The organism is Kribbella swartbergensis (genome assembly GCF_054784135.1).
Genome location: NZ_BAAGPM010000018.1, coordinates 116,641 through 139,264, shown reverse-complemented (window position 1 = coordinate 139,264; position 22,624 = coordinate 116,641). Strand labels below are relative to the sequence as shown.

At 69.2% G+C, this 22,624-nt stretch carries 23 protein-coding genes; 12 read left to right on the top strand and 11 right to left on the bottom strand.

Annotated elements, in window-relative coordinates; translation table 11 throughout:
* Positions 1-266: 266 nt before the first annotated feature.
* Together ACYVOK_RS16010 and ACYVOK_RS16005 are read right to left on the bottom strand one after the other, a co-directional pair.
* Positions 267-518: a WhiB family transcriptional regulator gene (locus ACYVOK_RS16010; protein WP_020389877.1), complete on the bottom strand. Its 252-nt coding sequence runs from the start codon at positions 516-518 to the stop codon at positions 267-269.
* Positions 519-887: 369 nt separating this feature from the next.
* Positions 888-2,123 (bottom strand): hypothetical protein, encoded by a 1,236-nt coding sequence (locus ACYVOK_RS16005; RefSeq protein WP_460663208.1) that lies wholly within the window; start codon positions 2,121-2,123, stop codon positions 888-890.
* Between the two features lie 114 nt (positions 2,124-2,237).
* On the opposite strand from ACYVOK_RS16005, the gene cofD reads away from it, so the two are divergent.
* The 4 genes from cofD to ACYVOK_RS15985 all read left to right on the top strand — a co-directional run bounded on the left by cofD (position 2,238) and on the right by ACYVOK_RS15985 (position 6,021).
* Positions 2,238-3,215, top strand: a complete 978-nt coding sequence (gene cofD / locus ACYVOK_RS16000) for a 2-phospho-L-lactate transferase (RefSeq protein ID WP_460663207.1) — start codon at positions 2,238-2,240, stop codon at positions 3,213-3,215.
* On the top strand, positions 3,212-4,186 hold the full coding sequence (locus tag ACYVOK_RS15995; protein ID WP_460663206.1) for a coenzyme F420-0:L-glutamate ligase: 975 nt from the start codon (positions 3,212-3,214) through the stop codon (positions 4,184-4,186). Before cofD ends, ACYVOK_RS15995 begins: the two co-directional genes overlap by 4 nt.
* 86 nt (positions 4,187-4,272) lie before the next feature.
* Positions 4,273-4,992 carry a DUF3105 domain-containing protein gene (locus tag ACYVOK_RS15990; protein WP_460663205.1) on the top strand — a complete coding sequence of 240 codons (720 nt, stop codon included), beginning with the start codon at positions 4,273-4,275 and terminating at the stop codon, positions 4,990-4,992.
* A 354-nt stretch (positions 4,993-5,346) separates the two neighbouring features.
* The gene (locus ACYVOK_RS15985; protein ID WP_460663204.1) at positions 5,347-6,021 is read left to right on the top strand and encodes a hypothetical protein; all 675 of its coding nucleotides are present in this window, start codon (positions 5,347-5,349) and stop codon (positions 6,019-6,021) included.
* A 436-nt stretch (positions 6,022-6,457) separates the two neighbouring features.
* On the opposite strand, the gene ACYVOK_RS15980 is transcribed toward ACYVOK_RS15985, so the two are convergent.
* From ACYVOK_RS15980 to tatA, 5 genes are all read right to left on the bottom strand, one after another.
* Positions 6,458-7,555 carry a mannose-1-phosphate guanylyltransferase gene (locus ACYVOK_RS15980; protein ID WP_460663203.1) on the bottom strand — a complete coding sequence of 366 codons (1,098 nt, stop codon included), beginning with the start codon at positions 7,553-7,555 and terminating at the stop codon, positions 6,458-6,460.
* Between the two features lie 9 nt (positions 7,556-7,564).
* On the bottom strand, positions 7,565-8,743 hold the full coding sequence (locus ACYVOK_RS15975) for an NAD(+)/NADH kinase (RefSeq protein ID WP_460663202.1): 1,179 nt from the start codon (positions 8,741-8,743) through the stop codon (positions 7,565-7,567).
* 99 nt (positions 8,744-8,842) lie between these two features.
* The gene (locus ACYVOK_RS15970; protein WP_460663201.1) at positions 8,843-9,913 is read right to left on the bottom strand and encodes a hemolysin family protein; all 1,071 of its coding nucleotides are present in this window, start codon (positions 9,911-9,913) and stop codon (positions 8,843-8,845) included.
* Positions 9,910-11,247, bottom strand: coding sequence for a hemolysin family protein (locus tag ACYVOK_RS15965; protein WP_460663200.1), 1,338 nt, complete (start codon positions 11,245-11,247; stop codon positions 9,910-9,912). The genes ACYVOK_RS15970 and ACYVOK_RS15965 overlap by 4 nt, the downstream gene beginning before the upstream one ends.
* Positions 11,248-11,293: 46 nt before the next feature.
* Entirely contained in the window at positions 11,294-11,503 is a 210-nt protein-coding gene (gene tatA / locus ACYVOK_RS15960; RefSeq protein WP_460663199.1) for a twin-arginine translocase TatA/TatE family subunit, read from the bottom strand.
* 67 nt (positions 11,504-11,570) lie between these two features.
* Between tatA and ACYVOK_RS15955 the strand changes: the two genes are divergently transcribed.
* Positions 11,571-12,251, top strand: a complete 681-nt coding sequence (locus ACYVOK_RS15955) for a TIGR03089 family protein (RefSeq protein WP_460663198.1) — start codon at positions 11,571-11,573, stop codon at positions 12,249-12,251.
* 3 nt (positions 12,252-12,254) lie between these two features.
* Entirely contained in the window at positions 12,255-13,049 is a 795-nt protein-coding gene (locus ACYVOK_RS15950; protein ID WP_460663197.1) for an SDR family NAD(P)-dependent oxidoreductase, read from the top strand.
* Between the two features lie 58 nt (positions 13,050-13,107).
* Here ACYVOK_RS15950 and ACYVOK_RS15945 read toward each other — a convergent pair whose 3' ends face one another.
* Both ACYVOK_RS15945 and galE read right to left on the bottom strand, forming a co-directional pair.
* Complete coding sequence (locus ACYVOK_RS15945) at positions 13,108-13,470, bottom strand: hypothetical protein (protein ID WP_460663196.1); 363 nt, start codon at positions 13,468-13,470, stop codon at positions 13,108-13,110.
* A gap of 27 nt (positions 13,471-13,497) precedes the next feature.
* Complete coding sequence (gene galE / locus ACYVOK_RS15940; RefSeq protein WP_460663195.1) at positions 13,498-14,451, bottom strand: UDP-glucose 4-epimerase GalE; 954 nt, start codon at positions 14,449-14,451, stop codon at positions 13,498-13,500.
* Positions 14,452-14,518: 67 nt separating this feature from the next.
* Between galE and ACYVOK_RS15935 the strand changes: the two genes are divergently transcribed.
* From ACYVOK_RS15935 to ACYVOK_RS15915, 5 genes are read left to right on the top strand one after another with little or no spacing between them, the layout of a single operon-like run.
* On the top strand, positions 14,519-15,268 hold the full coding sequence (locus tag ACYVOK_RS15935; RefSeq protein WP_460663194.1) for a phosphocholine cytidylyltransferase family protein: 750 nt from the start codon (positions 14,519-14,521) through the stop codon (positions 15,266-15,268).
* Positions 15,256-16,365 carry an iron-containing alcohol dehydrogenase family protein gene (locus ACYVOK_RS15930; RefSeq protein ID WP_460663193.1) on the top strand — a complete coding sequence of 370 codons (1,110 nt, stop codon included), beginning with the start codon at positions 15,256-15,258 and terminating at the stop codon, positions 16,363-16,365. Before ACYVOK_RS15935 ends, ACYVOK_RS15930 begins: the two co-directional genes overlap by 13 nt.
* Positions 16,366-16,383: 18 nt before the next feature.
* Positions 16,384-17,082, top strand: coding sequence for a tyrosine-protein phosphatase (locus tag ACYVOK_RS15925; RefSeq protein ID WP_460663192.1), 699 nt, complete (start codon positions 16,384-16,386; stop codon positions 17,080-17,082).
* A gap of 44 nt (positions 17,083-17,126) precedes the next feature.
* On the top strand, positions 17,127-18,014 hold the full coding sequence (locus ACYVOK_RS15920; RefSeq protein WP_460663191.1) for an ABC transporter permease: 888 nt from the start codon (positions 17,127-17,129) through the stop codon (positions 18,012-18,014).
* Positions 18,001-18,768, top strand: a complete 768-nt coding sequence (locus ACYVOK_RS15915) for an ABC transporter ATP-binding protein (RefSeq protein WP_460663190.1) — start codon at positions 18,001-18,003, stop codon at positions 18,766-18,768. Before ACYVOK_RS15920 ends, ACYVOK_RS15915 begins: the two co-directional genes overlap by 14 nt.
* 99 nt (positions 18,769-18,867) lie before the next feature.
* Here the strand turns inward: ACYVOK_RS15915 and ACYVOK_RS15910 are convergent, their stop codons facing one another.
* Together ACYVOK_RS15910 and ACYVOK_RS15905 are read right to left on the bottom strand one after the other, a co-directional pair.
* Entirely contained in the window at positions 18,868-19,872 is a 1,005-nt protein-coding gene (locus ACYVOK_RS15910; protein ID WP_460663189.1) for a glycosyltransferase family 2 protein, read from the bottom strand.
* A gap of 6 nt (positions 19,873-19,878) precedes the next feature.
* Complete coding sequence (locus ACYVOK_RS15905) at positions 19,879-21,390, bottom strand: LCP family protein (protein WP_460663188.1); 1,512 nt, start codon at positions 21,388-21,390, stop codon at positions 19,879-19,881.
* Positions 21,391-21,640: 250 nt separating this feature from the next.
* On the opposite strand from ACYVOK_RS15905, the gene ACYVOK_RS15900 reads away from it, so the two are divergent.
* Positions 21,641-22,504: a S1 family peptidase gene (locus tag ACYVOK_RS15900; RefSeq protein ID WP_460663187.1), complete on the top strand. Its 864-nt coding sequence runs from the start codon at positions 21,641-21,643 to the stop codon at positions 22,502-22,504.
* The last annotated feature ends 120 nt before the right edge of the window (positions 22,505-22,624 follow it).

Below are 22,624 nucleotides of genomic sequence, written 5' to 3'. Positions count from 1 at the left end.
CACCTGCTCGCGACGGCGTGGGATCACCACACACGACCCGCCACGACCAAGGTCACGGCGAGGACTCACCATACAGCCGCGACCCAGCGCTACGCCGCGCTCACCCCGGGAGGTACCGGGCGCGGCTCGGCCCGGTCCCGGAATGCCGCGGGCCCCGGCGACGAATGTCGAGCCGGGGCCTCCGCGGGTGAATCTCTTCAAGTTGTGTGTTTTCCACGCCGATCGTGGCGGGTGGCAGGGCACCACACCGGACGATCAGCCGGGCCTCAGACGGCCTTCTTCTTCAGCTTGCGGCGCTCCCGCTCCGACAGGCCGCCCCAGATTCCGAAGCGTTCGTCGTTCTGCAGTGCGTACTCGAGGCACTCGCCCCGAACATCACAGCCGAGGCAGACCTTCTTCGCCTCGCGGGTGGATCCGCCCTTCTCCGGGAAGAAAGCCTCCGGGTCGGTCTGGGCACACAGTGCCCGTTCCTGCCAGTTCGGCTCCTCCTCGATCGCCTCACCGTCGACAATCGCCATCAGGCCTTCTGTCACGGTACGACCTCCTCGACCCTGTTCGTTCCCCTGTACATGTGGGTTTGCGGTCCACATGCCTGACCTCGTCCGTCCTGCGCTCTGCAACGGTCCCCGATACCGAGTGTCCAACGAACGACACGGTTGAAATTACATTCCTGCAATCCACGAAAGTCAAGCCGTGGTCTGCTATTGGCATCATCCGCAACACGGCTGCAAAAGAACGAGAGGCCTGCGTACACAGGCCTCTCGCATCCGTGTGGTACCTGCCGAACCGGCGGAAAATTCCTATCCGCGCAGAGTTCGGCAAGGGCTTGCTGCCTTACCTGAAAGGCGATTCGCCGTCGCCGACGGCGTGATCAGGCCGAAGCCGGATCAGGACGGCTGCGACCACCAGCCCTGCTGGCTCTGACCAGGCTGTTGTCCCTGCTCGTCCTTGTCGGAGTCGGAAACCCGCGGATCCACACGGGTTTCGTCGGCCGCGTCGGAACCGGGCTGCTCGGGCTGGGCGGCCGGCTGCTCGGCGGCCGGAGTCTCCTCGGCCGGCCAGGCCTGCTCACCCTGCGGCCAGGACTGCTGAGCTTCCGGCTGCGCCTGCTCCGATCCGCTCTGCCAGGGCTGCGACGTCTCCGGCTGCTCCGGCTGGCCCTGCTCCGGCTGCTGCGAAGGCCACTCCTGCTGCGGGTAGTCCTGGCCACTCCACTGCTGCTGACCGGCGTCGCCGCTCCACTGCTGCTCCTGCGACCACTGCTGGCCCTGCTCCTGGCCGGACCACTGCTGCTGGCCTTCGGAGCTCCAGGCCTGAGTCGGCTCGGCGTGCCGGGCCTCGTTGGACCACTGCTGCTCACCGGCCCGCTGCTGCTGAGCCTCCGCCTCACCGGCCGACCAGCTCTGCTGCTCACCCTGAGGCCAGCTCTGCTCCTGCGGCCACTGCTGCTCACCCTGCGCCGCGGCGTAACCACCAGCCGCGCCCGCACCGGCGGCGGCCGCACCATAAGCGCCGTACCCGCCCTGGTCCTGGCCGTACTGCCCGTACTGACCCTGCTGCTGGCCCGGCTGACCGTAGCCCTGCTGCTGCCCGTACGGCGCCTGCTGGCCGTAGCCCTGCTGGCCGTACTGACCGGGCTGTCCACCCTGCGGAGCGAACTGGCCCGGCTTGGGCGCGCGCACCGGCGCCGGGAGAGCCTGGAACGTCTTGAGGATGTAGAGGCCGGCGGCGCCGTACAGCATGAGGCCGCCGAGTGCGTAGATGAAGCCGACGATCTTCAGGCCGGCGGTGCTGGTCTCGGCGAACCCGGCGAACGCCGTGATCAGGCCGATCAGCAGGGCCACACCGGTGATCACCAGCGCGGCCAGTGCGACGGTACGCGCGTGCGGCGTCCGCTCACCCGCTTCGCTCACCAGCCAGACCGCCCCGACCAGCGACAGCAGGAGCAGTACCGCTCCGAACGACGGCGGCGTGATGATGCCTTGCACGCCTCCGGCGGCGGCGGTGAAGCCGGCACCACCGACGAACAGGCGAATGATCGAAGCCAGCGCGATCAGGCCGGCGAAAGCGAGCAGGATGTACGCGACCGGCTCTCTGAGCTTCTTGGTTGCGTCGGTGACCACGAGGGCTCCTCGGGATGTTGGGGGCCGTACAAACAGCTGTGCGGTTGGTTATGACCCACCGCAGCATAGTCGTGCGGTGGTCCGGCGCATTGACGACTCGTGCAGACTCTTCCCATGCGATTGACAGTGCTGGCCGGTGGCATCGGCGGATCCACCTTCCTGCGCGGGCTGATCAAGGCCCGGCCGGACGCCGAGATCACCGTGGTGGGGAACACCGCGGACGACATCACCTTGTTCGGGCTGCGGGTCTGCCCCGACCTGGACACCGTGATGTACACCCTAGGTGGCGGCATCTCCAAGGAGCGCGGCTGGGGCCGGGAGGACGAGACCTGGGTGATCAAGGAGGAGCTCGCCGCGTACGGGATGGAGCCGACCTGGTTCGGGCTCGGCGACCGGGACGTGGCGACCCACCTGGTCCGGACCCAGATGCTCGACGCCGGCTACGGCCTGACCGCGGTCACCGAGGCCCTGTGCCAACGCTGGAAGCTGCCGGTCCGGTTGCTGCCGATGAGCGACGACCGGATCGAGACCCACGTCGTGGTCGACGATCCGGACAACCCCGGCCGGCGCAAGGCGATCCACTTCCAGGAGTACTGGGTCCGCCTGCACGCCGAGGTTCCGGCCCACCAGATCGTCGCCGTCGGCCAGGACAAGGCCAAGCCCGCGCCCGGCGTGCTGGACGCGATCGCGGACTGCGACGTCCTGATCCTGCCGCCGTCCAACCCGGTCGTCTCGATCGGCACCATCCTCGGCGTCCCGGGCATCCGCGAGGCCGTCCGGGAGACGTCCGCCCCGGTCATCGGGTTGTCGCCGATCATCGGCACCGGCCCGGTCCGCGGGATGGCCGACAAGGTGCTCGCCGCGGTCGGCGTCGCCTCCACCGCCTCGGCCGTGGCGCGGTACTACGGTTCGCGGGCGTCCGGCGGCGTACTGGACGGCTGGCTGATCGACACGTCGGACGCCATCCAGGCCGACTCGATCGCCGGAGCCGGAATTCATGTCCAGGCGGTGCCGTTGTGGATGACGGACGACACCACCACCGCCGCCATGGCCGACGCGGCGCTGAACCTCGCGGAGGCAGTCCGGCGATGAGGAAGCACCTCGAGATCCACCCGGTCACCGGCCTGCCCGAAGTGGCCGCCGGCGCCGACCTGGCGGGCCTGATCGGCGACGGGGCGGACCTGCGCGACGGCGACGTCGTCTCGGTCACGTCGAAGATCGTCAGCAAGGCCGAAGGGCGGATGACCACCGGCACCCGGGAGGAGGCGGTCGACGCCGAACTCGTCCGGGTCGTCGCCCAGCGCGGCGACACCCGCATCGTCCAGACCCGCCACGGTCTGGTGATGGCCGCCGCCGGCACCGACACCTCCAACACCACGCCGGGCACCGTCCTGCTGCTCCCGGTCGACCCGGACGAGTCCGCACGGCAGCTTCGGACCGCCCTCAAGCAGCGGTACGACGTGAACGTCGGGATCGTCATCACCGACACCCTCGGCCGCCCCTGGCGCAACGGCCAGACCGACCTGGCCATCGGCGCCGCCGGGATCCGGGTGATCGAGGACCTTCGCGGTACGACGGACAGCCACGGCAACGTCCTCGCGGTCACCGAGCCGGCGTTGGCCGACGAGATCGCGAGCGCGAGCGAGTTGGTGAAGGGCAAGGCGGACGGCGTACCGGTCGCCGTACTGCGCGGGCTCGAGGACGTCGTCCTGCCGATCGGCGAACACGGACCCGGCGCCCGGGCGCTGGTTCGGGACGCCGAGCTGGACCTGTTCAGCCTGGGGACGCGGGAGGCGGCGCGGGCCGCCGTACTCGACCGAAAGGCGCCGGCCGGGCCGCGTGAGGTGGATCCGGCCCTGTGGGACGGGCTGCTGGACGAGGTCGAGGACGTCCACATCGAGCTGCTTGACAACGCTGTCTCGGTCTTCGGCGACGAGCCCGTCGCGGTCGGCGTGATCGCCGAGCGGCTCGCCGTACTGCTGCACGCCGAGGGATACGGTGTCGACGTACGGACCGGCCCCGGGAGTGAGGCCACGGTCACGTTCGGCTCACGGTCGAAGTAGTTTTCTAGGCAACCTCTCAGGCTCGATGCGTACACTGCATCCGCACGGCGGCGCCTTGGCCGCCCCGATCCGGGAAGATCAACACTGTGGGTAAAGCGTCGTCGCAGAAGCAGTCGCGCCGCGAGATGATCGAGAAGATGCAGCGGGACCAGGCGCGGGCCGACCGCAACCGGACCCTGCTCATCGTCATCGCGTCGATCGTGGTGGGGCTCGCCATCATCGCCTACCCGGCGATCCGGCTGATCCAGGACTCCCGGACCAGGAACCAGGCCATCGCCGAGATCGGCGTCGACGCCGGGGCCGCCTCCTGCGACAAGGTCATCGACGACCCGGCCTCCGGCACCCAGGACCACAAGCCGGACGGTGAGGTCATCGCCTACCCGGTGTCACCGCCGTCGTCCGGCCCGCACTACGCCGTCTGGGCGCCGTTCGGGAAGAAGTTCTACACCGTCGACGACCGGCCCGCGGTGCCGAACCTGGTGCACAACCTCGAACACGGCTACACCATCCTCTGGTACCGCGACACGCTGCCGAAGGACCAGATCGACCTGATCGAGAAGATCTCCAAGGCGAAGCTCCCGGACAGCTCGATGGGCAAGTTCATCGCCGCCCCGTTCAAGGAGTCCGAGGGCAAGCCGTGGCCGGAAGGCAAGAACGTCGCCTTCTCCCACTGGAGCGGCAACCAGGCCGGCCAGACCACCGCCCTCGGCCACCGCCAGTTCTGCAGCTCCGTCAGCGGCGCCGCCCTCCAGCAGTTCATGGACAAGTACCCCGCCTCCGACGCCCAAGAACCCAACGGCGGCTGACCCACCCCACCCAAACCCCGCCGCCGCCGAAGCCCACCTTCGGCGGCGGCAGTCTTTGTCAGAGCACAAGCGAAGCGCACACCGCCTCCGCCAGTTCTTTCGCGCCTCCGGCGGGCCGCCCAGCCTGGACATCACAGCAGGCGATCGACGAACCAACTGTGGTCGCCACGGACCGAGGTGCTGACGCACCAGTGGCTCAGACCACCAACCGCCTTCACAGCAGTTGCCCATGACCCTCTTTCGTGGCAAGAGATTTCGGCGCTGGCACGGGAGGATCTACGTACCGCAATGCAGCGGCGATCCGGCGGTGAACAGGATTTGCGCTCAAGAGTGGGCCTCTAGCAGGATCGCCGGATGACGCCGCCCGTCGGGCCAGGACAGCGCAACGTCCTGAAGGCCCACTACGAGCGCATCGGCACGGGACCGGTGGCATACCTGGACGAGACTTACCATCTTGAGAAGGACGGCCGGCGCCGGTTCTACGTGATAGCAGCCGTTGTCGTTCTCGAGCGCGATCGCGATCCGCTGCGCAACGAACTCGACGGACTCGTCCCCACTGGCTGGTGGCATACCACCGATGAGTTGCGGACGGAGGAAGGCCGTCACCGCGCCCGTGCGTTGCTCGAGACATTTCGGATCCCGGATGAGACCTGCGTCATCGTGGACAAGGTGTCTGTCGACGAGGACGACGACAAGGAAGGGACTCGAGCGCGTGGTGCCGTGCTCGGCAGGCTTCTGACCGCCCTCCACACTTCCGAGCACGGAACTCACCCGCCAGTCGGATTGACGGTCATCGAAGAGCACCGGGTCGCGCGCATCAACAACTTCGATCGGTCGGTGAGGGCGAAGCTGATCGCCACTGGTGCGATCGCCGAGTCGATGACCCTCGCAGCGGTCTCGCCCGGATCGGAACACCTGCTCTGGCTGCCCGACCTGGTCTGCAGCGCCTACCGCCAGAAGACGGTGCTTCGTCGTCATGACCTGTTCGAGACGATCCAGAACCTCGCGCACGTCGTGCAGTTGCCCTAGAAAGCAGCAAACCCCCGGCTGCCGTAGCTACACCGAGGGCCAACCTGGCTCACGAACCCCGAAGGACAAGAAGCTCAAGTCTTTGCTGCCCAAAGACTACTAGGGCGTCCAAACGATGTCCATCAACCCCTGACCAACAAGGGAATCGCCGCCGAAGGCGGTGCCCGATCCACCCGCAGAACCCCACCCCGTGGCATCCACCGTCGACTCGCCGATCGCCTGGACGCCGATCCACGTCGGGCGACCCGCCGAAGGCGGCAGAAGAACAGCCGCCGCCGAAGGCGGTGTCCGATCCACCCGCAGAACCCAACCCCGCGGCGTCCACCGTCCACTCGCCGATCACCTGAACGCCGATCCACGTCGGGCGACCCGCCGAAGGCGCAAAAGGAACAAGCGCCGCCGGAGGCGGTGTCCGGTGGGGGTGTCCGGTGGGGGCTTAGATGTAGCGGTTGGGGTGGTTTTCTTGGACTTGGGCTACTAGGTCTTTGACGCGTTCGCCGTCGGCGAGGGGGCAGACCATGGTGACGTCCTGGGTGTGGACGATGATGTGGCTGCGGAGGCCTACGGCGGCGATCAGGTGGTCGGGGTCGTCGGTGACGATGATGTTGTCGTGGGAGTCGAGCAGGCAGCTCAGCGTGGTGCCGTCGGTACGGTTGCCACAGGCATCGACGTCGTACGTGCCGGCCAGAGCTGCCCACGAACCGACGTCGAGCCAGTGCACGGGCATGGGTACGACGACCACGTCGGCGTCGACCTTGCCCTGTGAGGCGGGTTCCATCACGGCGTAGTCGACGCTGATCTTGTGCAGGTTGGGGTAGATCTCGGCCAGCGTGGTGTCGCGTTCGGGGGTGTCCCAGACGGAGGCGACCTGGCGCAGCCGGGCGGCCGACTCGGGGAGCAGGTGGTCGAGGACGCTGAGCACGGTCTCGGCCCGCCAGACGAACATGCCGGAGTTCCACCAGAACCGGCCGGTGGCGAGGTACTCCTCGGCGGTCTCCCGGTCCGGCTTCTCGCGGAAGCGGTCGACGGCGTACGCCGCGGTGCCTTCGATCGGCGCACCGCGCTCGATGTAGCCGAGGCCGGTGTGCGGGTGGGTCGGCTCGATCCCGAACGTCACCAGCGACCGGGGGTGTTGCTCGACGACCGCGAAACCGTTCTGGATCGCGGCCCGGAACTCGTCTTCCGGGCTGATCAGGTGATCCGAGCCGACGAAGGCCACGACGGCGTCGGGGTCGTTGCGGGCGACCACCGCGGAGGCGAGGCCGACCGCGTTCGCGGTGTCCCGGCGGGCCGGTTCGCCGATGATGTTGTGCTCGCCGAGTTCGGGCAGTTCCTTGCGGACGACCTCGGTGTACGCGCCGACCGTGCACACGTAGATGTTCTCCGGCTCGACCAGGCCGCGCAGCCGGTTGTACGCCACCCGCAGCAGCGACTGGCCGGCCGCCAGCGGCAGCACCTGCTTCGGCCTGTCGTCCCTGGACATCGGCCACAACCGCGTCCCGGAACCGCCGGCGAGAATCACCACGTTTCGCATGCGGAGACCTTACCGGGAGTCGTCCGAAGGCGAAGCCGGCCGGACGTCCTCCGGCGATGCGGCGGGCAGTCCAGCGTCGGGCGGTGGGGTGGCGCAGGTGTTGTCGGGCGGTGGTGGGAAGGGGTGGCTTTCGTCGGGGGGTGGGGGGAAGCGGAGGTGGGCGAGGTCTGGGGGGACCGGGGTGGTGGGGCGCCAGAAGGCTTCGGATTCGCCGTCGAGAGCGGTGGCGGGGGCGTCGGTGAGGCGGAAGCGGTCGCGCAGGCGGCCGTAGAAGTCGGTCGGGCGCAGGCGGACCAGGCGCAGGCGGCGAGGAGCGCCGTACACGCCGATCCAGTCGCCGGGGTCGAGGACGCCCCGCAGTTGCCCGTCGATGCTGACCGCGGCCTGGCCCGAGTGCGGGAGCACGCGCAGCCCGATCGACTCGTCCGGCGCTGCGACGACGGTGCGGTTGAAGGTCATGTGCGGCGCGACCGGGGTGAACACGATCGCCTCGGTGTTCGGCGACAGGATCGGTCCGCCGGCCGCGAAGCTGTACGCCGTCGAGCCGGTCGGAGTCGCCACGATCACGGCATCCGCCGAGTACGACGCCAGCAGCCGCCCGGACAGGTACACACCGAGCGCCACCTGGTGGTCCCGGGCCAGCTTCTCCACGACGACGTCGTTCAGCGCCGTCACGTTCAGCGCGACACCCCAACCGTCAGCGTCCGCGCTCTCCGGCCGGACGGTCGGCGGCGGCAGTGACGGCCCGTGCCCGTACCGCAACAGCGACTCGATTCCGCTCGGGATCTCCAGCGGACGGGACGCGCGCATCGTCAGCGTCATCCGCTCCTCGATCGTGGCGCCGCCGTGGTGCACGGCCTCGAGCGCCGCCTCCACGTCGCGGCAGGCGACCTCGGTGAGGAAGCCGACCTTGCCGAGATCAACACCGAGTACGGCGGCGTCGTTCTTGGCCGCGATCCGGGCGCCACGCAAGAACGTTCCGTCACCGCCGAGCGTGACGACCAGATCCGGGTTCCCGGCGTGGTGGAGCTCGTCGACGCCGCTGCGCCGCTCCTCGTGCGCCTTCCACACGTCGATGTCGGTGCATCCGATCCCGTGCCGGTCGGCCCACTCCCGCACGGTCCCGGCCGTCTGCACGGCCAGCGGACGCCCCTGGTGAACAACAAGCCCAAGCCGGCGTACAGGCACGACGGTCCTCCTCCGGACGGTTACTGTCTCAACGGTAGCCAACCGCCCCGAGGACCGTTACCCCTGACCACGGCATCACCACCTGCTTGCCGTCGGCAACTACTGTTCCGGCGACTCCGCGCGGGCGGCGCTGATGATCGGGTCGGTCTCGTCGTCGAACTCCCCGATCACCTCCTCCAGCAGGTCCTCGAGGGCGACCACGCCGATCGGCTGACCGCCGTCCTGTACGACGGCCAGTTGCGAACGGTGGTCTCGCATCGTCCGGATCGCCGTCGCCACCGGAGTGCCGGCGGGCAGTTCCAGCGGTGCCGTCATCAGTTCGGAGGCGCGCAGCGTCGTACCGCCGCTCGTGGTGGCGCGGGCCGCGTCGCGGACGTGGACGATGCCGCAGATCGTCGTACCCGAGCTGACCACCGCCAGCCGGGACCGGCCCTCGCGTCGGCTGGTCAGCTCGACGTCGCGGGCGGAGGCGGCGGCGGACACCGTACTGAGCTGCGAGAGCGGCGTCATCACCTGGACGACCGTGGTGTTCTGCAGCGCCAGCATCGCCGTGAGCAGGTCGTGCTCGGGCGCCTCGAGGGTGCCGTGCCGGCCGGACGAGTCGATCAGCAGCCGAAGTTCCTCCGGTCCGTGCGCGCTGGCCAACTCGTTCTGCGGCGTCACCTTGAGCGCGCGGACGCAGCCGTTGGCGAGCCAGTTGAGGACCAGGAGCAGCGGGCGGAAGACGTACGTGAAACCGCGGAACGGCAGGGCGAGCAGCTGGGCCGAGCGCTCGGGGTTGCTGATCGCCCACGATTTCGGCGCCATCTCGCCGAGGAGGACGTGCAGCAGACCGATTCCGCCGACGGCGAGGATCAGCGCGATGACGTGACCGGCGGTCTCGGACAGGCCGATCAGCTCGAACAGCGGGTGCAGCAGGTGGGCGACCGCGGGTTCGGTCAGCGACCCCAGGCCGAGGGTGCAGAGGGTGATGCCGAGCTGAGCGCCGGCGAGCATCAGCGACAGTTCGCTCACCCCGGCGATCGCGGCCCGGGCCGATCGGCTGCCGGAGGCCGCGGCTGCTTCGAGCCGGTGCCGTTTCGACGCGACCAGGGCGAACTCGGCAGCGACGAAGAACGCGTTCAGGATCAGCAGCAGCACCGAGATCAGCAGGGCGACCGTCGTACTCATGACACCCGCTCCATCGCGACGCTGCCCGGCACGTGCCGTTCGACACTTCGCACCCTCAACCGGACGAACTCGTGCGGGATCGGCCGCCCGTCGTGGTCGAAGCGTTGCGGCAACTCGACCACGACCTCGTCATCGACCACCGGGATCCGGCCCAGCCGGACCATCACCAGGCCGGACACGGTCTCGTAGTCGCCGCCCTCGGGCAGTCGGATCCCGGTGGCCTCGGCGACCTCGTCGAGCCGCCACCGGGCCGGCAGCACCCAGGACCCGTCCGCGCCCTGGACCAGCCCGGTCTCCGGCAGGTCGTCCTCGTCCCGGATCTCGCCGACCAGCTCTTCCGCGATGTCCTCCAGCGACACGATCCCGGCGAATCCGCCGTACTCGTCCACCACGACGGCGAGCTGGCGGTGCGCGGTCCGGAGGCGTTCCAGTACGGCGGGCAGCGGCAAGGTGGCGGGTACGACGACCGGCGGCGAAGCGAGCGCGCCGGCGGTGACCTGAGACCGGTCGCCCGGCTCGACCTCGACCACGTCGGCAATCGCGATCACGCCGACCACCTCGTCGACCGAGGCGGCGATGACCGGGAACCGGCTGTGCCCGGTGTCGAGCAGTTCGACCACGCGGGTCAGCGGGTCGTCCTGGTGCACGGTGACCACGTCGACCCGCGGGACCATCGCCTCACCGGCGTCCCGGCCGCGGAAGTCGAGCCCGCGGTCGAGCAGCCGCATCGTGTCCTCGTCCAGCAGGCCCTGCTCGTACGAGGTGACGATGATCCGGTCGAGCTCCTGGGCCGTCGCACCCTGCGGCAGTTCCTCGACCGGCTCGATCCCGACCCGGCGCAGGATCCGGTTCGAGGCCGTGTCGAAGACCTTGATCAACGGGCCGGCAACCGCCAGGTACAGCAGGGTCGACCGGGACAAGCTGAGCGCGATTGCCTCGGCCTTCGCGATCGCCAGGGTCTTCGGTGCCAGTTCGCCCAGCACCATCTGGATGATCGTTGCCGCCAGCAACGCGAGGACGACCGAGACGGACAGGCTGACGGCGTCCGGTACGCCGGCCGATCCGAGCACGCGGGCCAGTCCCTCGCCGAGATAGGGCTCGGCGACGTACCCGGCCAGCAGGGCGGTGATGGTGATGCCGAGCTGTGCGCCGGACAGCACGAACGACAGCCGACCCGTCACCTTCAGCGCCCGGGCCGCCGCCGCGTCACCCCCGTCGGCCAGTGACCGCAGCCGGTTGCGGTCCACCGCGACGTACGAGAACTCCTGCGCCACGAAGTAGCCGGTGGCAACGGTCAGCGCCAGGATGAGGCCCAGGCCGGCCAGAATCAGCATGCACCGACTGTAGACCGCCCGCGCCCCTGCGTACCCGAGGAGTGAACTACGACGACGGGCGGCGAGTTCGGACGTCGGCTGAGGCTGCGTCGGTCTCCTCGTCGTCCTCCGAGGCGGTGGCCTTCTTGAACTCGATCAGGGCGCGGGCGGTGTTGCGGGTGAGTTCGGGCAGCTTCCGCGCGCCGAACAGCAGCACCACGACGACCAGGATGACGATCCATTCGCCGCCCTGCGGCAGTTCGAGCAGTGGCACCATGGCAAGCCTTCTTCCGGAGAAATCCCCGGCCACGATATGTCGGCGGGGGAACCGTAGGGTGGGCCGTATGTCACGAGTTCTGCCGGAACTTTTCGCCGCCGCGGTCCGGCGCGACGGCGCCGCTCCGTTCCTCACGTACTACGACGACGCGACCGGTGAGCGGATCGAGTTGAGCGCGGTGACCACCGCGAACTGGGTCGCCAAGACCGCCAACCTGCTGGTCGACGAGTACGACCTGGAGCCCGGCGAGACGGTCGCGATCGGGCTGCCGCCGCACTGGCTCGGCGTCGTCTGGGCGCTGTCCACCTGGTCGGCCGGCGCCTCGCTCACCAGCGGCACCGGCGCGCTGGCGATCACCGGGCCGGACTTCGCGATCCGCGGCGAGCGGGAGACGGTCGCGTCGGCGTTGCTGCCGCTCGGCGGCCGGTTCCGCGAGCCGCTCCCGGACGGCATCCACGACTACGGCGCCGAGGTGTACAACCACCCCGACCTGTTCGTCCCCTTCGATCCGCCCGCGCCGACGTCACCGGCGTACGACGAACTGACGCACGAGGACCTGATCAGTACGGCGGAACCGGTCGCGGACCGGATCCTGGTCACCCGCGACCTGGTCGGCCGGGACGGCGTGCGCCTGCTGGTCGGAGTGATCTCCGGAGGTGGTTCGATCGTGCTCTGCCGCAACCTCGACGAGGCGAAGCTCGAGCGGCGGGTGGCGGACGAAAAGGTCGATCGAGTGGTGGAGGGCTGAGGGGTGGCGGAGAGCGTGGCGCAGCGGTTCAAGGGGCGGGTGGCACTGGTCACGGCGGCGGCGCAGGGAATCGGCGCGGCGGTGGCGCGGCGGATCGCGGCCGAGGGCGGCTCGGTGGTGGTGACCGATCTCCAGGAGGACAAGGTCGCCGAGGTCGCCGGAGAGCTCGGCGAGCAGGCGATCGGCCTGCGGGTCGACGTGACGAACCGCGACGACGTGGACGCGGCGGTCGCGGCCGCGGTGGAGCGGTTCGGCCGGCTCGACGTGGTGGTGAACAACGCCGGCGGCTGCATCGTCACGTCGGTACCGGAGGACGCGACCGCGGAGGAATGGCACCGCCAACTGGACCTCACCCTGGTCGGCGCGGCCCGCTGCATCCAGGCGGCGCTCCCGCACCTGGTGAAGAGCCGCGGCAACGTGGTCACGATCAGCTCGGTCAACGGCCTCGCTGCCTTCGGCAACATCGAGTACTCCGCCGCGAAGGCCGGCCAGATCGCGATGACGGTCAACTACGCCGCCCGGTACGGCGCGATGGGCGTCCGGTTCAACGTCGTCGCGCCCGGCACCATCCGGACCCCGAACTGGGACAACCAGCCGGAGACCCTGGAGCGGTTCGCCAAGATGTACCCGCTCGGCAGGGTCGGCGAGCCCGAGGACATCGCGGCCGCGGTGGCGTTCCTCGCCTCCGACGACGCGTCGTGGATCACCGGCCACACTTTGCCGGTCGAAGGTGGCGTCCTCACCGGTCCCGGCCTGATCGACCTGACGCCCTCCGGCCACTTCCGCAAAGAGTATTAAAGGCAGCCGCCTACGGCGGCGGGGTGGTCATGGCAGCCGCCTTCGGCGGCGAGGGTGGTCAGGGGAGCCAGAAGGTCACGCGGAGCGGCAGCCCGGGGGCGGCCAGACCGAACCAGCAGGCACGGCCGAGCAGGCATCCGCCGCGATGGCGGCGGATCGCCTGCAGGACAAGGGATCCGAGGACCAGAACCGCGAGGACCCCGAGAAGCCCGTACCCGAATCTCGTCCAGCCGCCGACGACGGAGCCGAGCGCGAGTCCCAGCCAGACCAGCCCGCCGATGAACGACGCCGGACTCCACAGCGCGTTCCGCGTCCGCCACGGCTGCCGAACCGGCCGCCCGCACGGACACGTCACGTCGGCGGCACCCGGCCCGGCACCGGCCTTGGGCGAGCCGGCAGGATTCCCCGGCTCGACGGTCATGGGCCAGATGGTAGGCCGGGGTCCGGGTCAGGCCTTCGGCCAGGCTTCCCAGGCGGTGGCGAACATCTCGTCGACCGTGAAGGTGTTCTTCCAGTCCAGATCGCGGGCGGCCAGGTCGCCGTTCGCGACGACCCGGGAGGGATCGCCGGGCCGGCGGGGGCCTTCGCTCGGGGTGAAGTCGATGCCGGTGACGCGGCGGGCGGCGTCCATGATCTCGCGGACCGACGTACCCGTTCCGCTGCCGAGGTTGTAGACCGGCTCGAGCGTCTTGCCCTCCTCCAGCGCCCGGGCCGCGGCGACGTGGGCGCGCGCCAGGTCGGCGACGTGGACGTAGTCCTTGACCGACGTACCGTCCGGGGTCGGGTGGTCGGTGCCGTAGATCTGCGGGGTCTTGCCCTGCGTCAACAGATCGCACACGATCGGGAACAGGTTGTAGGGGCTGGCGTCGTACACCGACGGATCCCCGGAACCGACCACGTTGAAGTACCGCAGCGAGGTGTGGTGCAACTCGGTCGCGCGGGCCTGGTCACGGAGCAGCCACTCCCCGACCAGCTTCGACTCGCCGTACGGGCTCTGCGGGTCCGGCGGCGTCTGCTCGGTCACCACCTCGTCCTTCGGCGTCCCGTAGACGCCGGCGCTGGACGAGAAGACGATGTTGCGGACCTCCTGGTCGGCCATCGCCTCCAGCAGCGACACCATCGCGGTCACGTTCTGTGTGTAGGTGTGCAGCGGCCGCTCGACCGAGACCCCGGCGTACTTGAACCCGGCCAGGTGCACGACGCCACTCACCCCGTCGAGCGCCTGGCGGACCGCCGGACCATCGAGCAGGTTCGCCTGCACGAACGGGACCCCGTCCGGGACGAACGCGGTCTTCCCGCTGGACAGGTCGTCGATCACCACCACGTCGATCCCGTCCGCGAGGAACGCGCGCACCACGTGCGCCCCGATGTATCCGGCACCACCAGTCACCAGCCATGTCATGTCTTCGATCCTGCCACCACACCGTGATCCAGGGCGCGCAGACGGGCCGAACCCGTACCATCAGGCAATGATCGGACTTGTACTCGCTGCCGGCGCCGGTCGCCGCCTCCGCCCCTACACGGACACGTTGCCGAAGGCACTGGTCCCGATCGATCCCGGGTCCGATCCAGCCACCACCGTTCTCGACCTCACCCTGGCCAACTACGCCGAGGTCGGCATCACCGACGTCGCGATCGTGGTCGGGTACGCCGCCGACCAGGTCGAGGCCCGGGTGAAGGGTTTCGAGGAGCGGTACGGCGTACGCCTCGAACTGGTGCACAACGACAAGGCCGAAACCTGGAACAACGCTTACTCGCTGTGGTGCGCCCGTGACCTGCTGAAGAACGGCGTGATGCTCACCAACGGTGACACCGTGCATCCGGCGTCGGTCCAGCGCACCCTGCTGGACGCCCGCGGCGCGGACCGGCGGATCGTTCTCGCGCTCGACACCGTGAAGACGCTGGCCGACGAGGAGATGAAGGTGATCTGGTCGGAGGCGGCCGGTGTCGAGCGGATCACCAAGCTGATGGACCCGGCCACCGCCACCGGCGAGTACATCGGTGTCACCCTCATCGAGCCCGAGGCCGCGGCCGACCTGACCACCGCGCTGCGCGAGACGTGGGAGCGCGATCCGCATCTGTATTACGAGGATGGGTACCAGATTCTGGTCGACAAAGGATTCCGGATCGACGTCGCTGCGATCGGCGCCGTGGACTGGGTCGAGATCGACAACCACGCCGACCTGGCCCGGGCCCGGGAGATCATATGTCCTACCTAGCCCGGATGATCCCGGCGCCGATCCTCGTCGATGTTCGGCGGGGAGCGCTCGCCGACCTGCGCAAGGTCCTCGCCGACCGGCGGATCTCGTCGTCCGGCAGGATGGCGGTCGCCGTCGGGGCGACGTACGGGCCGGTGGTGCGGGAGAAGTTCCACCACGGGCTGCCCGGTGCGGACTGGTTCACGGTGACCGGCGGCACCCTGGACGCCGCGATCAAGCTGGTCGAGGAGGTCCGGCTGCAGCGGTACGACGCGATCGTCGGCATCGGCGGCGGGACCGTCCTGGACGTGACCAAGTTCGCCGCCGCCCGGCTCGGCCTGCCGATGGTCGCGGTCGCCACGAACCTGGCCCACGACGGGTTCGCCTCCCCGATCTGCACGCTGGGCAACGACGCCGGCCGCGGCTCGTACGGCGTACCGGCGCCGATGGCGGTCCTGGTCGACCTGGACCTGATCAGCCAGGCACCGGCCCGGTCGGTCACCAGCGGAATCGGGGAGATCGTCTCGAACCTGTCCGCGATCGCCGACTGGGAGATCTCGCACCTCGTGCGCGGTGAGTCGATCGACGGACTGGCGGTGTCGCTGGCCCGGACCGCCGCGCAGGCGGTGATGAACCATCCGGGTGGCATCGGCGACGACACGTTTCTCACCGCGTTGGCCGAGGGGCTGGTGCTGTCCGGGATCTCGATGGTGGTGGCGGGGTCGTCGCGGCCCTGTTCCGGTGCCTGTCACGAGATCTCGCACGCGATCGACCTGCTGCATCCGGGGCGGGACGGGTTCCACGGTGAGCAAGTGGGCGTGGGGGCCGCGTTCGCATGGTTCCTGCGCGGCGAACTCGAGCAGTTCCACGCCACCGTCGACTGCCTCCACCGCCACGGACTGCCGGTGCGGCCGACCGATCTCGGGTTCACCCTCGAGGAGTTCGCCGAGATCGTCGCGTTCGCGCCTCATACCCGGCCGGGACGCTTCACCGTGCTGGAGGAGGCCGCGCTGACGCCGGAGCGAACGATGGCCAAGATCGCCGACTTCAACGACTACGCCTACGTCCGGACCACCCAGCCGCCGATCACCCCCGAGGGCCGCAACCTCGACGCCTGACTCTGATTGGATGACGAGGTGGATCTCGACTGGCCGGGGTGCCGGAACGTTCGTGATGTGGGTGGGTTGCCGACGGGTGACGGTGGGCGGATTCGGGAGGGGGTGCTGATCCGGGCGGACAGCCTGCAGTTCCTGTCGCCCGAGGGCGTGGAGGCGGTGCGGCGGGCCGGCGTGAGCCGGATCCTGGATCTGCGCGGCGACGGTGAGGTGTCCGCGTGGCCGACGGCGTTCACCGGCGACCCGTTGGGAGTTCGGCAGTCGTTGCAGGATCCGGCGGATCCCGACCACGGGCAGGCGACCATCGTCGAAGCGTGCACGTGGATGCTCGACCGCCGGCCGGAGCTGTTCGCGGCCGCGGTGAAGGCGATCGCCGACGCACCCGACGGCGCCGTGGTGGTGCACTGTCACGGCGGGAAGGACCGCACCGGCATGGTCGTCGCGCTGGCGCTGAGCGTGGCCGGCGTACCCGAGGAAGAGATCGTGGCCGACTACTTCCTCACCCAGCAGCGGCTCGCGGCCTGGCTGGCCGAGCAACTCGCCGACGAACCCGACGCCTCGCTCCACGCGGAGATGATCGAGTTCCGCGACACCCGGGCCGAGTCGATGGTCGCGATCCTGCGCCACCTTGACGAGAAGTACGGCGGCCCGGAGGCGTACCTGCGCCACGGCGGCCTCACCACCGAGGATCTCGACCGCCTTCGCCGCCGACTGACCTGAGCCTCCGTCACCACCGGGTCACCCTGCGCAGTACATTGGCCCCCATGCCAACCGCCGATGCGACCGGAGCGACAGACCCGGCGGTATTGGCCGAACGTTACGGGCTGACCAAGAGCTCACTCCGACCGCCGCTGGTCGCCTATCTGCGGGAACTGTGGAGCCGCCGCAGGTTCGTCGTCAGCTATGCGGCGGCACGCACCTATGCGATGTACGCCGGCGCCCGTCTCGGCTCGATCTGGCAGGTGCTGACCCCGCTGCTCAACGCGGCCGTGTACTACCTAGCGTTCGGTGTCCTGCTCGGCACCAGGAACGGGATCGACAACTACGTCGCGTTCCTGCTCAGCGGCATCTTCGTCTTCACCTTCACCCAGCGCTGCATGACCGAGGGTTCGCGGTCGCTCGCCCTCAACCTGTCGCTCATCCGCACCCTGCACTTCCCGCGCGCCACGCTCCCGCTGGCCTACGTGCTGAACGAGCTGAACCAGCTGCTCGTCTCGATGGGCCTACTGCTCGTCATCGTCGGCGTGACCGACGGACTCAGCTGGCGCTGGCTGCTGGTCGTACCGGCGCTGGTGCTGCAGATCATGTTCAACATCGGGATGACGCTGATCTTCGCCCGGATCGGCACGTTCGTCTCCGACGTCACCCAGTTGCTGCCGTTCGTCACCCGGACCTGGCTGTACGCGTCCGGGATCTTCTTCTCCCTGCCGGCCAAGCTGACCGACGCGAACGCACCGGACTGGGTCATCCAGGTCCTGGCGTTCAACCCGATCTCGGCGTACATCGACATCGTCCGGCGGGCCTTGCTCGACGAGCACGAGGTCAACCAGCTCCCCCACGCGTGGGCGATCGCGGTCGGCTGGTCGGTCGTCGTGCTGGCCGGTGGCTTCGTGTACTTCTGGCAGGCGGAGGACCGTTATGGCCGAGGCTGATTCCGGGGCCGAGCCCACGGTCATCGCCGACCGGGTCGACATCGTCTACAAGGTGATCGCCGGCCAGGGCGGCAAGGGTACGGCGGCCACCGCGTTCCGGCGGATCCTGAAGCGGCAGGACCGGCCGACGATCCGCGAGGTGCACGCGGTCAAGGACGTCAGCTTCACCGCCTACAAGGGTGACGCGATCGGCGTGATCGGCCGCAACGGCTCCGGCAAGTCGACGCTGCTGCGCGCGATCGCCGGGCTGCTGCCGCCCGCGTCCGGCGCGATCTACACCGGCGGCCGGCCGTCGCTGCTCGGCGTCAACGCGGCGATGATGAACGACCTCACCGGCGACCGGAACGTGGTCCTCGGCTGCCTGGCGATGGGCATGTCGGCGGCCGAGATCGAGCGGCGGTACGACGAGATCGTCGAGTTCTCCGGGATCGGCGAGTTCATCGACCTGCCGATGTCGACGTACTCGTCCGGGATGGCGGCCCGGCTGAAGTTCGCGATCGCGTCGGCGAAGACGCATGACATCCTGCTCGTCGACGAGGCACTGGCGACCGGGGACGCCGAGTTCCGGGTCCGGTCGGAACGCAAGATCCGCGAACTGCGCGACCAGGCCGGCACGGTTTTCCTGGTCAGCCACAGCCTGGACGTCGTCCTGGACACCTGCAACCGCGCGCTGTGGCTGGACCAGGGCGTACTGCGCCTCGACGGCCCCGCCGACGAGGTGGTCGCCGCCTACACCAAATCAACCCGCGGCTGACCCCACCCGCCCCCGACAACACGAGGGGATAACCCCCCGACACACCCCTTCTCCCCTCCTATCAAGGCGGGAGAAGGGGCAACACGAAGGGACAACCCCTCAAGCTGTCTTGGGGCTCTCGCGGAGGCCGATCAGGAAGCCGAGGCCCCAGGAGATGTGCATGGTGGCGCAGACCAGCGGCATCCAGAACAGCGCCTTCCAGGGTAGGTAGCGGCCCTCGACGGCCGAGCCGACCAGCAGCAGGAGCGCGTAGCCGAGCGGGGCGAGGAAGCCCAGGTCGAGCCAGCTGATCCCGGTGATCAGGCCGATGATGCCCAGCACGGTGCCGAGCGCCAGCAGGATCACCGCGACCGGCGGCGCCAGGTAGCGCTTGTTCGCGGTCTCCGGGTGCCGGCGGATCACCTCACGGCGCCACTGGCCGGTGTGGAAGAACTGCTTGGCCACCGCCGACAGCGACGACCGCGGCCGGTAGGTGACGGACAGGTCCGGGCTGAACCAGATTAGGCCGCCGGTCTTGCGGATCCGGTAGTTCAGCTCCCAGTCCTGCGCCCGGTGCATGGTCTCGTCGAACCCGCCGACCCGCTCCAGCGCGGCCCGCCGGAATACACCGAGGTAGACGGTGTCGGCCGGCCCGGCCTTACCGCCCTGGTGGAACGTGGACGCGCCCAGCCCCAGCCGGGACCGGTACGCGCAGGCGACCGCCATCTCGGTCGGCGTCCGGCCCTCGGCCGCCATCACGCCGCCGACGTTGTCCGCACCGCTCTCCTCGAGCACCTCGACCGCGCGGGTGATGTAGCCGTCGGTGAGGGCGCCGTGGCCGTCGACCCGGACCAGGATGTCGTGCTTGGCGTGCGCGATGCCGACGTTCAGCGCGGCCGGCGTCTTGCCGGTCGGGTTCGGCACGATCGTGATCCGCGGATCGCGGTCGGCGAGCTTCTCCGCGATCTCCTGGGTCCGGTCCTTGCTCGGGCCGATGGCGAGCACGACCTCCAGCTCACCGGGGTAGTCCTGGTCGAGGACGCGGCCGACCGCCTCCTCGAGGTGGCGTTCCTCGTTCAGCACGGGCATCACGACGGACACGGGCGGCCAGTGGGACAGCGGCATATCAGGTCAGGCCTTACAGATCGAAGCGACGTCGTCGACGTCGTTGGTGGGTTTGGACGGTGAGCTGCTGGGTTTCGGGGTCTTCTTGGTGGTGCTGCTGGTCGTGGGCTTGCTCTTCGGGCTACTGGGAGTGCTCGAAGTCTTACCGTCTCCTTCCGGCGCCCCCTTGTCCAGCGCTTCCGACCGCGCGACCGCCTCGGCGACCTTGGTCCTGATCAGCGCGAAGTCGGGGTCGCTCGTCCGGATCAGCGGGGGAACCGCGGAGAAGCTTGACACCGGGAGCTTCTTCGCGTCCAGCGCGAGGTCGGTGAAGGTGCCCAGCTCACCGGCCGGGATGTCGGTCTGGACCACCTGCTTGCTGGCCGCGGCGATGCCCTGGAACTTGGTCAGCACGGTCTGCGGCGACAACTGGTTCAGCATCGCCGACATCACGCACTTCTGCCGGGTCATCCGCTCGTAGTCCGACGAGCCCTCCCGGGACCGGGCGAACCAGAGCGCGTGGTACCCGTCCAGGTGGACGTTCTTCCCCGGCTCGATGTAGCCCTTGATCGGCGAACTGCCGCCGCCGATCGGGACCCGCTTGCCGACGTCCAGCGTGATCCCGCCGACCGCGTTCAGCAGGTCCCGGAACCCGGCCAGGTCGATCAGCACGTGGTAGTTCACCTTCAGCCCGGTGATCGCCTCGACCGCCTGCCGGGTCGCGGTCACGCCCGGGTTCGGGTCGCCGGGGAACAGGTCCTTGTGCTCGGAGGCGTACATGTAGACGCCGTTGAGCAGGCAGTTCGACCCGCAGTTCTTCCACCGGAAACCCTCGGGGAACTGCTTGGCCATCGCCGTACCGGCCGGGAACGGGACCCTCGCCATGTTCCGCGGTAGACCGATCAGCACGGTCCGGCCGGTGTCGGCGTCGATACTGGCCAGCGTGATGCTGTCCGGCCGGGTGCCGATCCGGTCCGCACCGGAGTCGCCGCCGAGCAGCAGGACGTTGTACCGGCCCTTCTCGGCCTTCGACCTCTGCCCGCTGCCGAACACACTGGCGACGAAGTCGCGCTGGGCGTTCACGATCACGCTGCCATAGATCAGCGCGCCGACGACCGCGAACACCAGCACCGCGTCCAGGATGCTGGTCGCCAGCCGGTGGTTGCGCTCCAGCATCAGCGGCTGGCCGAGCCGGTAGGCGTCGACGAACAGGGCGGCCCAGCCGATCGCGAGCACGATCAGCAGGATCTGGACGATCCGCAGCGTGCCCGGCCGGGCCATCAGGTTGATCGTGCCGGACCGCCACACCAGGGACAGCAGGACCAGGAAGACCACGATCGCGATCAGCCCGGCGATCACCCGCCAGGCCCACCGGCCGGCGCGCTTGCTGCCGGCCGCGATCTGCGCGGAGCCGGGCAGCACCAGCGTCATCAAGACCAGGGTCACCGCCCGCTTGAATCGCACCGGCTCGCTGAGACTGCGCAGGTCAGGCTTCTCCTGCGGCATGACGTCCTTCCGTTCCCTGATCTGATCCAGCACGGCGGACCGAAGCTGTTGTCGACCGTACCTTGTCGTCCCCACCACCACGGGGTACGACGTGCCGGGCGGTGTGATGGTTCGAGCAGAGGCGGATCCGGAGACGAAGAGTAGCAGTCTTCTCACGCAGCGCAGGAAAACCCCTGCCGACACCCTGGGCGAACCGGTTTCACACGATTGTGATGGTCGACGCCGGGCCGAATGCGTTACGAAGTGCTTCAAGCACAATCCGTGAGAACAGGAAACCGCCCCCATGAAACTGTTCCGTACCCTTCTGGTCGCTGCCGCGGCAGTCACCACCACCCTGGCCGGCGCGAGTTGGGCCCAGGCCGTCGAGGCCGCCGTACCGGCACCGGCCGTTCAGGCTCCGGGTGCCGATTTCACCGGTATCGCGGCGCTCAGCAACTGCTCCGCCTCCCTGGTCCGGTACGCCGAGTCCGCCGACACCGACCGCGCACTCGTCCTGACCAATGGGCACTGCTACGAAGGCGGCTTCCTGAACCCGGGCGTCGTCCTGGTGAACCGCGCGTCGAGCCGCTCGATCACGCTGCTGCGGCCCGACGCGAGCCGGGCCGGGACCGTCCGGGCGAGCCGGATCGTCTACGGCACCATGACCAAGACCGACATGCTCGTCTACGAGGTGACCGAGTCGTACGCGTCGATCAGGTCCCGGCTGAACGTCACGCCGCTGACGCTGGCCAAGCAGGGACCGGCCGACGGCGCCGGGATGGCGGTCGTCTCCGGTTACTGGAAGCGCATCTACACCTGCTCGGTGCAGGCGACGATCCCGCAACTGCGCGAGGGCAGCTGGACCTGGCAGAGCTCGATCAAGTACCAGCAGCCCGGTTGCGAGACGATCGGCGGTACGTCGGGATCCCCGGTGGTCAGCACCTCGACCGGTGAGGTGATCGGGGTCAACAACACCGGCAACGAGGACGGCGAGCGCTGCACGATGAACAACCCGTGCGAGGTCGACGCGAACGGCACCGTCACCGTCGACCAGGGCGCCGCCTACGGCCAGCAGACCTGGTGGATCTACACCTGCCTCACCGCGACCCGAACCCTCGACCTGAACAAGTCCGGCTGCCAGCTCCCCAAGCCCACCCGCCGCCTCTGACCCCAGCTCTCCGATCCCCCGCTCAGGGGTCAACCCCCTGAGACGGCGGGAGGCGGCACGCGGGAGGTTGACCGTGTGACCGGGGTGGGACACCGTACGAGTGACGCATCACACTCGGGA

Coding starts and splice junctions, on each gene's coding strand:
- ACYVOK_RS16010 (WP_020389877.1), bottom strand. CDS start 518: ATGGCGATTGTCGACGGTGAGGCGATCGAGGAGGAGCCGAACTGGCAG.
- cofD (WP_460663207.1), top strand. CDS start 2,238: ATGCGATTGACAGTGCTGGCCGGTGGCATCGGCGGATCCACCTTCCTG.
- ACYVOK_RS15995 (WP_460663206.1), top strand. CDS start 3,212: ATGAGGAAGCACCTCGAGATCCACCCGGTCACCGGCCTGCCCGAAGTG.
- ACYVOK_RS15985 (WP_460663204.1), top strand. CDS start 5,347: ATGACGCCGCCCGTCGGGCCAGGACAGCGCAACGTCCTGAAGGCCCAC.
- ACYVOK_RS15980 (WP_460663203.1), bottom strand. CDS start 7,555: ATGCGAAACGTGGTGATTCTCGCCGGCGGTTCCGGGACGCGGTTGTGG.
- ACYVOK_RS15970 (WP_460663201.1), bottom strand. CDS start 9,913: ATGAGTACGACGGTCGCCCTGCTGATCTCGGTGCTGCTGCTGATCCTG.
- ACYVOK_RS15965 (WP_460663200.1), bottom strand. CDS start 11,247: ATGCTGATTCTGGCCGGCCTGGGCCTCATCCTGGCGCTGACCGTTGCC.
- tatA (WP_460663199.1), bottom strand. CDS start 11,503: ATGGTGCCACTGCTCGAACTGCCGCAGGGCGGCGAATGGATCGTCATC.
- ACYVOK_RS15955 (WP_460663198.1), top strand. CDS start 11,571: ATGTCACGAGTTCTGCCGGAACTTTTCGCCGCCGCGGTCCGGCGCGAC.
- ACYVOK_RS15945 (WP_460663196.1), bottom strand. CDS start 13,470: ATGACCGTCGAGCCGGGGAATCCTGCCGGCTCGCCCAAGGCCGGTGCC.
- galE (WP_460663195.1), bottom strand. CDS start 14,451: ATGACATGGCTGGTGACTGGTGGTGCCGGATACATCGGGGCGCACGTG.
- ACYVOK_RS15935 (WP_460663194.1), top strand. CDS start 14,519: ATGATCGGACTTGTACTCGCTGCCGGCGCCGGTCGCCGCCTCCGCCCC.
- ACYVOK_RS15930 (WP_460663193.1), top strand. CDS start 15,256: ATGTCCTACCTAGCCCGGATGATCCCGGCGCCGATCCTCGTCGATGTT.
- ACYVOK_RS15920 (WP_460663191.1), top strand. CDS start 17,127: ATGCCAACCGCCGATGCGACCGGAGCGACAGACCCGGCGGTATTGGCC.
- ACYVOK_RS15915 (WP_460663190.1), top strand. CDS start 18,001: ATGGCCGAGGCTGATTCCGGGGCCGAGCCCACGGTCATCGCCGACCGG.
- ACYVOK_RS15910 (WP_460663189.1), bottom strand. CDS start 19,872: ATGCCGCTGTCCCACTGGCCGCCCGTGTCCGTCGTGATGCCCGTGCTG.
- ACYVOK_RS15900 (WP_460663187.1), top strand. CDS start 21,641: ATGAAACTGTTCCGTACCCTTCTGGTCGCTGCCGCGGCAGTCACCACC.